The organism is Pseudomonas sp. GNP014 (genome assembly GCF_054344005.1).
On the sequence record NZ_JBTGUS010000001.1, the window covers coordinates 2,062,639 to 2,077,201 of the forward strand.

A 14,563-nucleotide genomic window follows, 5' to 3' on the forward strand; every position below is an offset into this window, starting at 1 on the left:
AACCGCATGATCATGGAAAGATATCTGAATTTCGTCGAGCGTTATGCGCGGGCGATTGTTTTCCTGCTGGTGGCGATTACCGCGTATTTCACCTATACGCTGGGCGCGCTGGTCTCCGACACCAACCCTTATCTGCTCAAGGAAAGCCACCCGGCGCGCAAGACCATCATCGACTTGCAGGGTGAGTTCACCGGCACCTTCGACTCGGTGATGGTGGCGCTGAACAACCCGCAGACGGTGTTCAACAAGCAGACGCTCAACGCGCTGTTTTCGATGTCGCAGTCAGTGCGCAAGATGATTCTGGCCAACGATGCCGACAAGGAGCAACTGGCGCAAATCGTCGGCAAGTACCCGAATGACAGCCGCGCGCAGTTGTTGACCCGGGACATCCTGGAGGGCGGCTTTTCCCAGAACGACTATGCCCAGGCCAAGGCTTTGCGTGACCATGCGCAGAGCCAGAACTGGGACTCGCACGATCAGCTGTTCCTGACCTTTCTCGCTGAGCGGATCAACCCGATCCGCGAAATGGCCTCGATGGGCGACCTGGAAAACATCGTCCTGACCGACGACGGCGAGCTGTTGATTCACAAGACCCTCAATGCCTATGATATGGACCCGGCCGTGGTCGAGTCGCAGATCATGGGCAACGAATTGATGGTCGACGGGGTGGTGTCCAAGGACAAGAAAGTCGCGATGCTGGTGGCCGAACTCGGCACCAAGCAGGACGATGCCCAGGCGCAACTGCGCGCCTATCAGATCGTGCGCGGCATCGTTGCGCAGTACCAGGCCGAGCATCCGGAGTACAAGGACGAAATTTTCATTGCCGGCATGCCGATCTTCATCGCCGCGCAGCAGGAAATCATCGACCACGACCTGGCCGTGCTGTTCCCGATCGTGTTTTTGCTGATCACCCTGTTGCTGACTTTCTTCTTCCGCAAACCGCTGGGCGTGCTGTTGCCGCTGTTCAATATTCTGTTCTGCACCATCTGGACCCTCGGGCTGATGGCGCTGTTGCGGGTGCCGTTCGACCTGCTGACCAGTGTGCTGCCGGTGTTCCTGTTCACCATTTGCTGCTCGGACGCGATCCATGTGATGGCCGAATATTACGAGCAGAAAAACGCCGGCAAGAGCAACCGCGAAGCCAACCGTGAAACCCAGCGCCTGATGGTGGTGCCGGTGGTGTTGACGACGGTGACGACCATCGCCACGTTCATGATTTCCACCACCAACAACATTGTCAGCATTCGCAATTTCGGCGTGTTCATGTCCATCGGCCTGACGGCGGCATTGATCATTTCGCTGTTGCTGATTCCGGCGTGGATCTCGCTGTGGGGCAAGGATCAGCCGGCGCAAGCCAAGGCTGAAGTGCACAAGGAATCGATCATCTCGCGTTACCTGGTCGCGTTCTGCGCCTGGATGATCCGCTTTCGCAAGCCGATCCTGTTGGTCGTGCTGCCGCTGCTGGCGCTGGCCACGGTGTTCACCTTCCGCGTCGATATCGAAGACTCCGGCATTGCCTACTTCAAGCCTGAGAGCCACATTCGCGTGTCCGATCAATTCATCAACCACGCGAAGGTCGCGGGCACGGCGCCGGGCTGGATCGCCATCGACAGCAAGGAGCCGCGCGGGGTGCTGACCACCGACGTGGTGCAGTTCATCGACAAGCTCGACCACTTCATCAAGCAGCAGCCGAACGTCAGCTACGGCTACTCGCTGGCCACTTACGTCAAGCGCATGAACCTCGTGCTCAACGACATGAATCCGGATTATCTGCGGGTGCCGAATGCCTTGGAGAAGGTCACGTCGGTCAATGATGACGGGCAGGTCGAGCAGTTTGAAGTGCCGGGCAATTCGCTGATCGAGCAGCACGTGATGCTGTTCGAAAACGGTGGCGGCTCCGACTTGAACAACGTACTCAATGCGGACTTTTCCAAGGCCTTGACCCTGTACACCATGACCTCGTCGGTCGCCAGCGACTATCAGGGCATGCTCGATCGCCTCGATGCCTGGTTGCTGATCAACAAACCCGCCAACCTCGAAGTGACCCACGCCGGCACGCCATTGATCTGGACCGGTGTGTTGCAGGAAATCACTCAGGGCCAGGTATTGAGCTTTTCCCTGGCGCTGCTGGTCGTCACGTTGATGATGATGTACTGGCTCAAGTCGGTGCGCCTCGGGATCCTCGGCATGCTGACCTTGCTGACCACTTCGGTGACGGTCTACGGCTTCATGTTCCTGTTCAACATCGAACTGAACATCGGCACGACGCTGGTGACGTTCCTGGTGGTGGGCGTGGTCGATTACGCGGTGCACCTGCTGTCGCGCATCAAGCTGCTGGTGCAGCAGGGCATCGAAATTGATGCGGCGATTCTGCAGGCGATGCACAGCGTTGGACGCTCGACGGTGATCAACGTGGTGATCTTCTCCGTGGGCTTCATGGCGCTGCTGTTTTCCGACTTCAAACCGATCGTCGACCTCGGTGCACTGGTGGCGATGGCGCTGTTTTCCAGTGGGGTCATGACCATTGTGCTGGTGACGCTGGTATCGCCGTGGTTCTTTGCGGCGATTGCGCCAGTGCATGCGCCGGTTCAGGCCCCCCGCACTGAGGCAGAGACAGAGGCGGTGCCGGGCTGATTCGCCACCGACCGGGTGCGCAGGCCCTGAGGCGGCAGGCGAGCCCGGTCATACGGTGCAGCAGGGTTTTCAGTTCAGTGTATTGCCCGGGTTTTTTTCGCCATAGCGGGCGATGCGCTCGAACTGACATTCCTGGCGGGCATCGTTGAGGTTGTTCTCAAACGCTTCAAGGCCGTCGTGCAATTGCTGCAAATCGCCGATCTGGGACACCAGTTCGGCTTTTTTTTCGGCAATCGCACGTTGCGCCATGTCCCAGGGAAACTCGTCGCCGCGGTAGTTGTTGAGGATCACCTGCAGCTCTTTGAGCTTGAAGCCCAGTTGCTGGGCGCACTTGATGAACGTCAACACTTCAACGCTTTGCTGGCTGTAGATGCGGTATTTGCCTTCACGCTTGGGCTCGGGCAACAGGCCGATTTCTTCGTAATGGCGAATGCTTTTGACTGTGGTGCCCGACAGCTGGGCGGCTTTGCCAATGTACATAAAGGTCCGTCTCGATGATCAAACAGGGCGTAGCGCGATCAGGCGTCATGCCAGATCGGGGGGCGATTATATGTCGAATATCATCGAGGTATTGCAACTGTGCGTAAATGACGCGCACAGGCGACGGACGGGCCTGCGACGGCAGCCCGGTGGCGGACTGACGGCGGCGACTGCGCCGTCAGTGGTTCAGACAGGCAACGTCAGCTGGCGGCGGTTGCCCGGGCCTGTTCGAGCCAGATATCGCGCTGGCCGGGTTTGGAGCCCAGGATCGGTCCGAACGTCAGGGTTTTCAGGGGTTTGATCCCGCAGAATTCCAGGGTGGTCTTGCGCATCTGGTGCAGGCCCGGCATGCGATAGATCCACTTGTAATACCAGGGCGGCGTGTCCATGGTCACCAGCAGGTGTGCAGTGCGTCCCTTGAGCAGCTTGTCCGGAAAGGCTTTGCCCTCACGGTACTTGAAGGCGAATCCGGGCAGAAAAATCCGGTCGAGGAAGCCCTTCAGCAACGCCGGAATCCCGCCCCACCAGATCGGATAGACAAACGTCAGGTGCTCGGCCCAGGTGATATCGGCCTGGGCTTGCAGCAGATCCGGCTCCAGTGGCTGCACCTTGTTGTAGCCCTCGTGCAGCACGGGGTCGAAATCCAGCGCATCCAGGCGTAGCAGGCGGACGTCATGCCCGGCGTCTTTGGCCGCCTGCACGTAGGTCTCGCTCAATGCCCCGCAAAAACTGTCGGTGGAGGGGTGCCCCAGAATCACGAGCATTCGTTTGCTCATTGTGTGTACTCCTGAAATGAAGCGCACAGGATAGAGTCTGCCCCTAGCGGTAGAGTCAAGGCGTCAATGCGTCGAGCAAGGCCCGTGCGTAACCGGGCAACTGCGCGAAATCCCGCGCGCAGAGTTGCAGGGCGCGGTTCGCCCAGATCTCGTCGAGCGGTCGGCACACCAGCGAATGCACCGAGGCCCAGCGCTCGACGGCGACCTTAGGCACGATCGCCAGCCCCGCCCCGCGCGCCACCATGCGCATGACTCCGTCAAAGCCATCGGTGCGGATGCGGATCGCCATGCGCTGGCCGATGTGCAGCGCCTGTTCCTCCAGGTGAATGGCCAGCGCGCTATGGGCGCCGAGCGCGACGAAATCATGCGCCAGGGTTTGCGCAAAGGTCAGGGAAGGCTGCTCGGCCAGCGGATGCGCCGGCGGCAGGATCAGCACCAGCGGATCATCGCGAAAGGCGCGGGTCTGTAGACCGTGGGTGTCCACCGCATCGGAGACAATCCCGATGTCCGCTGCGCCCTGGCGCAGGGCATGGGTGATGCGTGCGCTTGGCAGCTCTTGCAGATCAATGTCGAGATTGGGATGACTGCGCAGAAAGTCCGCCAGCGCCTCCGGCAGGTATTCGGTGATCGCCGTGGTGTTGCACAGCAAGCGCACCTGGCCTTTCACGCCTTGGGCGTATTCGGCCAGGTCCTGCTGCATGCGTTCGGCCTGCTGCAGAAGGATCCGTGCGTGTTGCGCCAGCGCTTTGCCGGCGGCAGTCGGGGTGACGCCACGGCGGCCGCGCTCAAGAAAATCGACGCCAAGCGAGGCTTCCATGGCGCGGATTCTGGCGCTGGCGGCGGCCAGGGATAAATGGCTGCGGGCGGCGCCGGCGGTGATGTTGCCGGTGTCGAGGATGTGCAGGTAGAGGCGCAGGTCGGTGAGGTCGAAGTGCATGGTTGGCAGCATCTGATTTTGGTGGTGTCGGGGCGGGCCTCATCGCTGGCAAGCCAGCTCCCACAGTTTTCAGTGTTGATCTGAAAATGTTTGAACAACAAAAATACTGTGGGAGCTGGCTTGCCAGCGATGGGGCCAGAAGCGCCAAAGAAAATATCAGCCTCTTGCTCAGTGAGAGGCACCCTCAGTATATGGCGGATTTTCAGCCAACCCCGACTGGCGCACAGTAGCGCCATGAACACACTCGCAGATTTCTACCAAAACCTGGGGCTGGCCCTGTCTTTGCTGGTCATCGCGACCTTTGTCCTCGCCGGCCTGATCAAAGGCGTGATCGGCCTCGGCCTGCCCACCGTTGCGATGGGCCTGCTCGGTCTGGCTATGGCACCGTCACAGGCAGCCGCCATGCTGATCATTCCGGCTACGCTGACCAACGTCTGGCAACTGGCCTTTGGCGGGCATCTGAAAGGATTGCTCAAGCGTCTGTGGCCGATGCTGCTGATGATTTTCTTCGGCACCGGCGTCGGCACTTTGTGGATCGGCATGGCCGGTGGACATTGGGTGGTACAAGGGCTGGGCGCGGCGTTGTTGCTGTATGCGTTGAGCGGGTTGTTCCTGCCAGCGATGCACGTCAAACCGCGCCACGAAACCTGGCTCGGTCCGCTGTGCGGTTTGCTGACGGGCGTCATCACCTCGGCCACGGGCGTCTTCGTGATTCCGGCGGTGCCGTACATGCAGGCGCTGGGCTTGAGTCGTGATGAACTGGTGCAGGCGCTGGGTCTGTCCTTCACCGTTTCAACGCTGGCGCTGGCCGGTGGTTTGCTCTGGCGCGGCGCGCTGGGTGGCGGCGAATTGAGTGCCTCGCTGTTGGCGCTGATCCCGGCAGTGCTTGGCATGTTGCTCGGCCAATGGCTGCGTCAGCGGATCAGCGCGGAACTGTTCAAGCGGGTGTTCTTCATCGGGCTGGGCGCGCTCGGCGCCCATTTGCTGATCAGCGGCTAGCCGACGACGCGCTGAGCATGTCGATCCGACGGATATCGAAATCGCGCTCCAGGTACGCCATGCGGTTCTCGAAAAACTCGCGCATGTGCGGCAGATTCGAATGCACGTCCAGATGCGCCTGGCTTTCCCAGATCTCGTAGAAGATGAACAGCGTCGGGTCTTCCTTGTCGCGCAGCATGTGGTACTCGATGCAGCCGGGCTCGGCGCGACTCGGTTCGACGTAAGCGCGAAACAGCGCTTCGAAGGCATCGGCTTTCTCCGGGCGAGTCTTGGCGTGCAGGATAAAACCGTGGTGTTCATTCATCAAAACAACTCCTCAAATACTGATAGCCGGAAATGCTATTGCAACAATCGGCATGAGATTCGTGCATTTTGATCAAATGTATTTTGCGCCCACGCGGCTTATTCCGCGCGTGATGGGTGGGTAACCTGCCGCCATTCCTTTGCCCATCTTTCTCCAGCCCAATGGCTGTGCGAGGCGCTTTCATGAAAAAAGTATTGTTGCTCAATGGCGGTAAAAAATTCGCCCACTCCGATGGTCGCTACAACACCACCCTGCACGAAGCCGCGCTGAGTGTCCTGGATCGCGGCGGTGTCGACGTCAAGACCACGTTCATCGACGAGGGCTACGACGTTGCAGAAGAAGTGGCCAAATTCCTCTGGGCCGACGTGATCATTTATCAAATGCCGGGCTGGTGGATGGGCGCGCCGTGGACGGTGAAAAAGTACATCGACGAAGTGTTCACCGAAGGCCACGGCAGCCTCTATGCCAGCGACGGTCGTACCCGTTCCGACGCGTCGCAGAAGTACGGCAGTGGCGGCCTGATCCAGGGCAAGCAATACATGTTGTCGCTGACCTGGAACGCACCGCAGCAGGCCTTCGATGACCCGACCGACTTCTTCGAAGCCAAAGGCGTGGACGCGGTGTACTTCCCGTTTCACAAGGCCAATGAGTTTCTCGGCATGACCGGGTTGCCGACGTTCCTCTGTGTCGACGTAATGAAGCGGCCGAACATCGAGAACGATGTGGCGCGCTATGAGCGGCATCTGACAGAGGTGTTTGGCCTCCAGGCGTGAAGTGATTTCCTTGGGCCAGGCGAGTGATCTGTGGCGAGGGGGATTTATCCCCTCGCCACAATTGGATACCTTCCCCACAATACAAGGGTGATGATCAGCCCAAGGGATACCTGTGAAAGCCAGATCCGATGAATTGCAGATTTTCGTCTGCGTGATCGAGTGCGGTTCGATTTCTGCCGCAGCCGAGCAGGTCGGGCAGACGCCGTCGGCGGTCAGTCGCACCTTGTCACGGCTGGAAGCCAAGCTCGACACCACGCTGATCAACCGCACCACACGGCGCATGGACCTGACCGAGGAGGGTAAGTACTTCTTCGAGCAGGCCAAGCTGATTCTCGATCAGATGGACGCCCTCGAAGAGCGTCTGTCCTCGCGCCAGCAAACCCCGTCCGGACGCCTGCGGATCAACGCCGCATCGCCGTTCATGCTGCATGCCGTCGTCCCCTACATCGACGAATTCCGCCGGCTCTATCCGGACATCCAGCTCGAACTCAACAGCAATGACCTGATCATTGACCTGCTGGAACAAAGCACCGACATCGCCATCCGCATCGGCACCCTCGCCGATTCGACGCTGCACGCGCGCTCCCTCGGCTGCAGTCCGTTGCTGATCGTCGCCAGCCCCGCGTATCTGGAGAAACACGGCGCGCCGCAGCAAGTCGCCGATCTGAGCGAACACACCTTGCTCGGCTTCACCCAGAACGAAGGCCTCAACCAATGGCCGCTGCGCTACGTGCACGGCGACCGCTGGCCGATCACCCCGGCGATCAGCGCCTCCAGTGGCGAGACCGTGCGTCATCTGGCGCTGGAAGGTCAGGGCATCGCCTGCCTGTCGCACTTCATGACCATCGACGACATCCGTGCCGGGCGCCTCAAGGTGCTGCTGGCGGAATTCAACAGCGGTTATCGTCAGCCGATTAACGCCGTGTACTACCGTAACTCGCAACTGGCACTGCGCATTCAGTGCTTCCTCGACTTCATCCAGAGCAAACTCGTCGCTTACGCCAACGCCGACTTCAAGGGCTGATTCGTGACCTCTGCGCAAGAGTGAATTGGGCGAGGGCGGGTGTTTCCCGCACGCTCGGCGGCCGATACTCGCCCCATCACTTATTCACGCAGGGAGTTTCTCCATGAAGGTATTCATCACCGGCGCCGCCGGTTTTATCGGCGGCTCCATCGCCACCGGTCTGGTCCAGGCCGGGCACAATGTCACGGGCCTGGTGCGCAGCGCCGAGCAGGCTGATGAGCTGAAGGCATTGGGCATCACCCCGGTGATCGGCACCCTCGAAGACAGCACGCTGCTGGCCGCACAGGCCCGCGCGGCTGACGCGGTGATCAACGCCGCCAGCAGCGACCATCGCGGTGCGGTCGAAGCCTTGCTCGACGCGTTGCGCGGCTCGAACAAAGCGTTCCTGCACACCAGCGGTTCGAGCATCGTCGGCGATGCCTCGGGTGGTAAGTCCAGCGACGTTATCTACGTCGAAGACAACCTGCCGCCACCGACCGTCGACAAGGCGGCCCGCGTGGCCATCGACAACCTGATCCTCGCGGCGGCGAAAGACGGAGTGAATTCGGCGGTGATCTGCAACACCCTGATCTATGGCCACAGCCTGGGCGTCAATCGCGACAGCGTGCAGTTGCCGCGCCTGCTCAAACAGGCCCGCAAAAGCGGCGTGGTGCGGCACGTCGGCAGCGGCCAGAACATCTGGTCCAACGTGCACATCGAAGACGTCGTCGCCCTGTACCTGCTGGCGCTGACCAGGAACGTGCCGGGTACCTTCTACTTCGTCGAGAGCGGTGAAGCGTCATTCATCGACATGACCACCGCCATGGCCCAGGCCCTGAACCTCGGCCAGCCACAAGACTGGCCGCTGCAAGACGCCGAAGCCGAATGGGGCTACGAAATGGCCAACTACGGCCTCGGCTCCAACAGCCGCGTACGCGGCAAACACGCCCGCGAACTGCTGGGCTGGGCGCCGAAGCGTACGTCGGTGGTGGAATGGATTCGTAACGAAATGGTGTGAGTTGTACACCCCCTCTGTAAACACCACTGAACCTGTGGGCGCTGGCTTGCCAGCGATAGCGGTCGACCAGTCAGCATCTGTGTTGAATGTGCGGCCATCATCGCTGGCAAGCCAGCTCCCACAGGTTTTTGCATTTCGGTTAAAGGATTGCGATCAATGTGGAAGCGAGCAGGCTCGCTCCCACACGGGTTTCTCATCTGTCGGAATGTCATGTAAATCCCGCCCCGTGATTTTCATTTATCGCGACAAGACATATCCGTTCGCGACACGCCTTACCTCTCCACGAAAATAACTTTCATGTGGTTTGAAAACTCGATCTCGAAATGATTTATGAGTTTCACAACCCATTCGAACGTGACCCTTTCGAGGAGTACCGCATGACGCCTTCCTTCGGCTATTGGCTGCTGGTCTATGCCGCCGTCGCCATCATCGCGCTGATCGTGTTGATCGCGCGTTACCGGCTCAATCCGTTCATTGTCATCACTCTGATTTCCATCGGTCTGGCGCTGGTGGCGGGGATGCCGCCGTCGGGTGTGGTGGGGGCGTATGAGGCCGGGGTGGGCAAGACGCTGGGGCATATTGCGCTGGTGGTCGCGCTGGGGACGATGCTCGGCAAGATGATGGCCGAATCCGGTGGCGCCGAGCAGATGGCGCGCACGCTTATCGCGAAATTCGGCGAGAAGAACGCGCACTGGGCGATGGTCTGCATTGCGTTTCTGGTCGGCCTGCCGTTGTTTTTCGAAGTCGGTTTTGTCTTGCTGGTGCCGATTGCCTTTACCGTGGCGCGCCGCGTCGGCGTGTCGATTCTGATGGTCGGCCTGCCAATGGTGGCCGGCCTGTCGGTGGTGCATGCTTTGGTGCCGCCGCACCCGGCGGCGATGCTCGCGGTGCAGGCGTATCAGGCGTCGGTCGGGCAGACCTTGCTGTATGCGATTGCCATCGGCATTCCGACGGCGATTATCGCGGGGCCGCTGTACGCCAAATTCATCGTGCCGCGCATTCACTTGCCGGCGGATAACCCGCTGGAAAAACAATTCCTCGACCGCGAACCGCGCGACAAACTGCCGGGTTTCGGCATCACCATGGCGACCATCCTGTTGCCGGTGGTGCTGATGCTGATCGGTGGCTGGGCCAACCTGATCTCCACGCCAGGCAGCGGTTTCAATCAGTTCCTGTTGTTCATCGGCAACTCGGTGATTGCGCTGTTGCTGGCGACCTTGCTGAGCTTCTGGACGCTGGGCATCGCCCAGGGCTTCAATCGCGAGTCGATCCTCAAGTTCACCAACGAATGCCTGGCGCCGACCGCGAGTATCACGTTACTGGTGGGCGCCGGCGGCGGCTTGAACCGGATTCTGGTCGACGCGGGCGTCACCGATCAGATCGTCGGCCTCGCCCACGAATTTCACCTGTCGCCGCTGATCATGGGCTGGTTGTTCGCCGCGTTGATGCGGGTGGCCACCGGTTCGGCGACCGTGGCCATGACCACAGCGTCCGGCGTGGTTGCGCCGGTGGCCATTGGTCTGGGTTATCCACACCCTGAGCTGTTGGTGCTGGCGACCGGTGCCGGCTCGGTTATCTTTTCCCACGTCAACGACGGCGGCTTCTGGTTGATCAAGGAATACTTCAACATGACGGTCGCGCAGACGTTCAAGACCTGGACTGTGCTCGAGACGTTGATCTCGCTGGTCGCTTTCGGCCTGACCGTTGGCCTTTCCTACCTGCTGTAACCGGAGCCCGCCGCCATGGACATCCTTTATCAGATCCGCGCCCGTCAGGATTCCTTCAGCGCCGGCGAGGGCCGCATCGCCCGGCTGATGCTCGACGACGTTGGCTTTGCTGCGAGCGCCAGTCTCGAAGACCTCGCGCGCCGCGCCGAAGTCAGCACCGCCACGCTGTCGCGTTTCGCCCGCACCGTGGGCTGTCGCGACCTGCGTGATCTGCGCCTGCAACTGGCTCAGGCCAGCGGCGTTGGCAGCCGTTTTCTCGATCCGGCAGGCACCCCCGAGCAGTCGGCGTTCTACGGGCAGATTGTCGGCGATATCGAAACCACCCTGCGCCAGCATCTGGCCGGGTTTGACGAATCGCGCTTTGCCGATGCGGTGAAAATGCTCGGCCAGGCACGGATGATTCATGCGTTCGGCATGGGCGGTTGCTCGACCCTGTGCAGCGACGAATTGCAGGTGCGGCTGGTGCGCCTCGGCTACCCGATTGCGGTGTGTCACGACGCGGTGATGATGCGCGTCACTGCCGCCAGCCTGAATGCCGAACAAGTGGTGATCGTCTGCTCGCTGACCGGCATCACTCCAGAGCTGCTGGAAACGGTCGAGCTGGCGCGCAACTACGGCGCGCGCATCCTCGCCATCACCCGCGCCGGCTCGCCGCTGGCGCAATTGGCCGACATCGTCCTGCCGCTGCAAGGCGCAGAAACCTCGTTCATCTACAAACCGACGGCGGCGCGCTACGGCATGCTGCTGGCCATCGACGTACTCGCCACCGAGCTGGCACTGGCCAATCCTGAAGACAATCAAGAACGTCTGCGGCGGATCAAGCTCGCCCTCGACGAATACCGTGGCGGCGACGATCACCTGCCGCTGGGAGACTGACATGCTGTACGACACGCTGATTCGCAACGCCCTGGTCATTGATGGCAGCAACACGCCCGGCTACCACGCCGATGTGGCGATTCGTGCTGGTCGCATCGAGCGCATTGGTGACTTGCAAGACGCCAGCGCTGCCGAAGAAATCGACGCCGCCGGCCGCGTGCTGGCGCCGGGTTTTATCGACGTCCACACCCATGACGACACCGTAGTCATCCGCCAACCCGAGATGCTGCCCAAACTCAGCCAAGGCGTGACCACGGTGATTGTCGGCAACTGCGGGATCAGCGCCTCGCCCGTGACGCTGAAAGGCAATCCGCCGGACCCGATGAACCTGCTCGGCACAGCGGCAGCCTTCGTTTATCCACGCTTCAGCGATTACCGTGCGGCGGTCGAAGCGGCCAACACCACGCTGAACGTCGCTGCACTGGTCGGCCACACGGCACTGCGCAGTAATCACCTCGATGACTTGTTCCGCACCGCCACGCCAGGCGAAATCGCTGCGATGCGCGAGCAATTGCGTGAAAGCCTTGAAGCCGGTGCGCTCGGCTTATCCACAGGTCTGGCCTACGCCAGTGCGTTCAACGCCTCTACCGATGAAGTGAAGCAACTGACCGAAGAACTGACGGCATTCGGCGCGGTGTACACCACGCACCTGCGCAGTGAATTCGAACCGGTGCTGGAGGCTATGGATGAAGCGTTCAGCATCGGCCGTCATTCGCGCTCGCCAGTGATCATTTCCCACCTCAAGTGCGCCGGAGTCGGTAACTGGGGACGCAGTCCGCAGCTGCTCGCGGCGTTGGAGGAAGCCGCGAAAACCCAGCACGTCGGTTGCGACTGCTACCCGTATGCGGCAAGTTCTTCGACGCTGGATCTGAAGCAAGTCACCGACGCGCATCGCATCACCATCACCTGGTCGACACCGCATCCGCAAGTCAGCGGTCGCGATCTGATCGACATCGCCGCCGAATGGAGCGTGCCACTGCTCGACGCGGCAAAACGCCTACAACCGGCGGGCGCGGTGTACTACGGAATGGACGAGGCCGATGTACGAAGAATCCTCGCCCATCCGTTGTCGATGGTCGGCTCTGACGGACTGCCGGAAGACCCGTTCCCGCATCCGCGCCTGTGGGGCGCTTTCCCACGGGTACTCGGGCATTTCAGTCGCGACGTCGGGCTGTTTCCGCTGCACACCGCCGTGCACAAGATGACCGGATTATCGGCGGCGCGCTTTGGCTTGAAGGAACGCGGCGAGATTCGCGAAGGACACTGGGCGGATCTGGTGTTGTTCGATCCGGTGACCGTGCGCGATGTGGCGGATTTCAATGACCCGCAACGCGCCGCGCAAGGGATTGACGGGGTGTGGGTCAACGGCGTGTTGAGCTACCAGGAGGGGCAGTCTTCAGGACGCCACGCAGGACGGTTCCTCGCCCGTGAAGATGACCTGCGCAAAGGTTTTGTATAACCGCAGTCGCAGGTTTGCGACGTGGTCTGGATTTTTGTGCAGTGATGGCACATTGGAATTAAAGATTCCCTCGACCAAGCCGAATCGCTGACATTCAGTGGATTTGGCGTCTGTCGCCCCAGGGAGTTTCATGTACCGCGTTTGTTTGCTCGTAGCCGTCACATTACTGGCCGGTTGTGTCAGTCCACAATCACGCCAGGTGACGGAAGCCGAGGCCTTGTTCAAGGATATCCTCGCACGTCCATTGGTCAGCGATTCGGTTATGCGCGAAGGCGATATCCTGACGTTCCAGATCAGTCAGTCCGGCAATGCGCAAGCGGCGGCAGGTGTGGTTTTTCAGATGGAAGCCTCCTGCGCGGCCGACCGTGCCAGCTTGCTGTATCTGGGCGGCGGCGCTCGGATGTATCCGGGGCTCAATGGTCAGCAGTACTCGATCGGTCGAGCGATGCCGGCCAACGTGCTCGGGATGTTGAAAAACAACCCTGACTTCATCAAGGCGTGTGCCAGCACGCCGGCTTCGGATTGGCGAGTGGTCAAAGGCCGCGGCGAGGAACAATGGGTATTGTTTGATCGCAACAGTCTCAAGAAGGACGGTTCCGAACTGAGATTCTGGGCGGCCTACGACAACCCCTTGATTGGATTCGATGTGCCCTACGACGCTCCCTATGCACAGAAGCGCGAGCGTTACGCAGTCGATTGTGGCAAGCAGACCTACCGTGTGGTGGCGGGTTACGATCTGGATGCCGACAACACTGTCACGGATGGACAGGACGCGATTGCATTGACCTCCAGTGCAATCAGCGGCAGCAACGACGACTACGAGCGGCTGTTCAAACTGGTCTGTGAAAAACCCGAATCAGCAGCGCAACTGCCCAAGTTCGTTGCCCGCGCAAAGAAAAGCGTTCCAGTGATTCTGCCAACGCTTACCCCGGCAGTGACATCAGCCATCAAACAACTGAACATGCCGGACGCCGTTAAACCGCTCAACTATGTGGAAATCACGGGCCAGTCGAATTACCAGGGCAAGACTATAGACATGCGCGAAGTGCGCCACTTCGAAATCGATAGCGCCTCGCAGCAACTGACTCTGCATTTATCAGGCGCCAATTATGAGAGCGATGCCGTTACCTTTCGCGGGCTGCTGGATCTGGCGAAATTGAGCCGTTTCAGCGTCTCAAAGGGGCCCTCGATGAAAGACACGTCCAGTGTCATCAACCTAAGCTTCAGCGGCGACTGGCAGCATATGCCGGTCAACGGACGCTTGGCCTACAAAGCGACGTTCAGCAGCACTAACTCGCTGCTCGGCAAAGTCGACGAGCGCCAGGAAAACACCAACTGCACCGTTGTTCGCGAACTGTCGGCGAGCCAACTCAATGCAACCTTGAGCGGCTCGGCTAAAGAGTTGAAGTGCAGTAAAGAAGGCGATGAGTACAATCGGGTCAACACCTACTACTACTTGTCGGATTATGCTTATTTCTTCTTTGCACGCACCGACAAGAACCGTTTTTTCTACAGCGATCTGGTACTCAAGACGCTGCGTTGATTCGGCCATTTGGCTCGTCGAGTACGGGCCTTTT

Annotated in this window: 13 protein-coding genes; 9 read left to right on the plus strand and 4 right to left on the minus strand. The window is 60.2% G+C overall.

Features of this window, described 5'->3' with window-relative positions:
• Positions 1 to 12: 12 nt before the first annotated feature.
• Positions 13 to 2,634, plus strand: coding sequence for an efflux RND transporter permease subunit (locus ACXX9E_RS09200; RefSeq protein ID WP_458555323.1), 2,622 nt, complete (start codon positions 13 to 15; stop codon positions 2,632 to 2,634).
• Between the two features lie 69 nt (positions 2,635 to 2,703).
• On the opposite strand, the gene ACXX9E_RS09205 is transcribed toward ACXX9E_RS09200, so the two are convergent.
• From ACXX9E_RS09205 to ACXX9E_RS09215, 3 genes are all read right to left on the minus strand, one after another.
• Positions 2,704 to 3,114, minus strand: a complete 411-nt coding sequence (locus tag ACXX9E_RS09205; RefSeq protein ID WP_123464430.1) for a MerR family transcriptional regulator — start codon at positions 3,112 to 3,114, stop codon at positions 2,704 to 2,706.
• 200 nt (positions 3,115 to 3,314) lie between these two features.
• Positions 3,315 to 3,890 (minus strand): NAD(P)H-dependent oxidoreductase, encoded by a 576-nt coding sequence (locus ACXX9E_RS09210; protein WP_123464432.1) that lies wholly within the window; start codon positions 3,888 to 3,890, stop codon positions 3,315 to 3,317.
• Positions 3,891 to 3,945: 55 nt separating this feature from the next.
• Entirely contained in the window at positions 3,946 to 4,827 is an 882-nt protein-coding gene (locus tag ACXX9E_RS09215; protein WP_458555324.1) for a LysR family transcriptional regulator, read from the minus strand.
• Positions 4,828 to 5,061: 234 nt separating this feature from the next.
• Between ACXX9E_RS09215 and ACXX9E_RS09220 the strand changes: the two genes are divergently transcribed.
• Entirely contained in the window at positions 5,062 to 5,826 is a 765-nt protein-coding gene (locus ACXX9E_RS09220) for a sulfite exporter TauE/SafE family protein (protein ID WP_458555325.1), read from the plus strand.
• On the opposite strand, the gene ACXX9E_RS09225 is transcribed toward ACXX9E_RS09220, so the two are convergent.
• Complete coding sequence (locus tag ACXX9E_RS09225; protein WP_123464437.1) at positions 5,816 to 6,130, minus strand: putative quinol monooxygenase; 315 nt, start codon at positions 6,128 to 6,130, stop codon at positions 5,816 to 5,818. The two genes, ACXX9E_RS09220 and ACXX9E_RS09225, sit on opposite strands and share 11 nt — an antisense overlap.
• A 182-nt stretch (positions 6,131 to 6,312) precedes the next feature.
• Between ACXX9E_RS09225 and mdaB the strand changes: the two genes are divergently transcribed.
• From mdaB to ACXX9E_RS09260, 7 genes are all read left to right on the plus strand, one after another.
• Positions 6,313 to 6,903, plus strand: a complete 591-nt coding sequence (mdaB, locus tag ACXX9E_RS09230) for an NADPH:quinone oxidoreductase MdaB (protein WP_128615152.1) — start codon at positions 6,313 to 6,315, stop codon at positions 6,901 to 6,903.
• 112 nt (positions 6,904 to 7,015) lie between these two features.
• Positions 7,016 to 7,927: a LysR family transcriptional regulator gene (locus tag ACXX9E_RS09235; protein ID WP_123464441.1), complete on the plus strand. Its 912-nt coding sequence runs from the start codon at positions 7,016 to 7,018 to the stop codon at positions 7,925 to 7,927.
• A 103-nt stretch (positions 7,928 to 8,030) separates the two neighbouring features.
• Positions 8,031 to 8,924, plus strand: coding sequence for an NAD-dependent epimerase/dehydratase family protein (locus ACXX9E_RS09240; protein WP_267804382.1), 894 nt, complete (start codon positions 8,031 to 8,033; stop codon positions 8,922 to 8,924).
• A gap of 377 nt (positions 8,925 to 9,301) precedes the next feature.
• The gene (locus ACXX9E_RS09245) at positions 9,302 to 10,651 is read left to right on the plus strand and encodes a GntP family permease (protein ID WP_458555326.1); all 1,350 of its coding nucleotides are present in this window, start codon (positions 9,302 to 9,304) and stop codon (positions 10,649 to 10,651) included.
• Between the two features lie 15 nt (positions 10,652 to 10,666).
• Positions 10,667 to 11,527 (plus strand): MurR/RpiR family transcriptional regulator, encoded by an 861-nt coding sequence (locus ACXX9E_RS09250; protein WP_123464445.1) that lies wholly within the window; start codon positions 10,667 to 10,669, stop codon positions 11,525 to 11,527.
• A gap of 1 nt (position 11,528) precedes the next feature.
• Complete coding sequence (locus tag ACXX9E_RS09255) at positions 11,529 to 12,986, plus strand: N-acyl-D-amino-acid deacylase family protein (RefSeq protein ID WP_458555327.1); 1,458 nt, start codon at positions 11,529 to 11,531, stop codon at positions 12,984 to 12,986.
• Between the two features lie 130 nt (positions 12,987 to 13,116).
• The gene (locus ACXX9E_RS09260) at positions 13,117 to 14,529 is read left to right on the plus strand and encodes a hypothetical protein (RefSeq protein ID WP_128614478.1); all 1,413 of its coding nucleotides are present in this window, start codon (positions 13,117 to 13,119) and stop codon (positions 14,527 to 14,529) included.
• Positions 14,530 to 14,563: the final 34 nt, after the last annotated feature.

Coding starts and splice junctions, on each gene's coding strand:
- ACXX9E_RS09215 (WP_458555324.1), bottom strand. CDS start 4,827: ATGCACTTCGACCTCACCGACCTGCGCCTCTACCTGCACATCCTCGAC.
- ACXX9E_RS09200 (WP_458555323.1), top strand. CDS start 13: ATGGAAAGATATCTGAATTTCGTCGAGCGTTATGCGCGGGCGATTGTT.
- ACXX9E_RS09225 (WP_123464437.1), bottom strand. CDS start 6,130: ATGAATGAACACCACGGTTTTATCCTGCACGCCAAGACTCGCCCGGAG.
- ACXX9E_RS09250 (WP_123464445.1), top strand. CDS start 10,667: ATGGACATCCTTTATCAGATCCGCGCCCGTCAGGATTCCTTCAGCGCC.
- ACXX9E_RS09220 (WP_458555325.1), top strand. CDS start 5,062: ATGAACACACTCGCAGATTTCTACCAAAACCTGGGGCTGGCCCTGTCT.
- ACXX9E_RS09245 (WP_458555326.1), top strand. CDS start 9,302: ATGACGCCTTCCTTCGGCTATTGGCTGCTGGTCTATGCCGCCGTCGCC.
- ACXX9E_RS09260 (WP_128614478.1), top strand. CDS start 13,117: ATGTACCGCGTTTGTTTGCTCGTAGCCGTCACATTACTGGCCGGTTGT.
- mdaB (WP_128615152.1), top strand. CDS start 6,313: ATGAAAAAAGTATTGTTGCTCAATGGCGGTAAAAAATTCGCCCACTCC.
- ACXX9E_RS09240 (WP_267804382.1), top strand. CDS start 8,031: ATGAAGGTATTCATCACCGGCGCCGCCGGTTTTATCGGCGGCTCCATC.
- ACXX9E_RS09205 (WP_123464430.1), bottom strand. CDS start 3,114: ATGTACATTGGCAAAGCCGCCCAGCTGTCGGGCACCACAGTCAAAAGC.
- ACXX9E_RS09210 (WP_123464432.1), bottom strand. CDS start 3,890: ATGAGCAAACGAATGCTCGTGATTCTGGGGCACCCCTCCACCGACAGT.
- ACXX9E_RS09255 (WP_458555327.1), top strand. CDS start 11,529: ATGCTGTACGACACGCTGATTCGCAACGCCCTGGTCATTGATGGCAGC.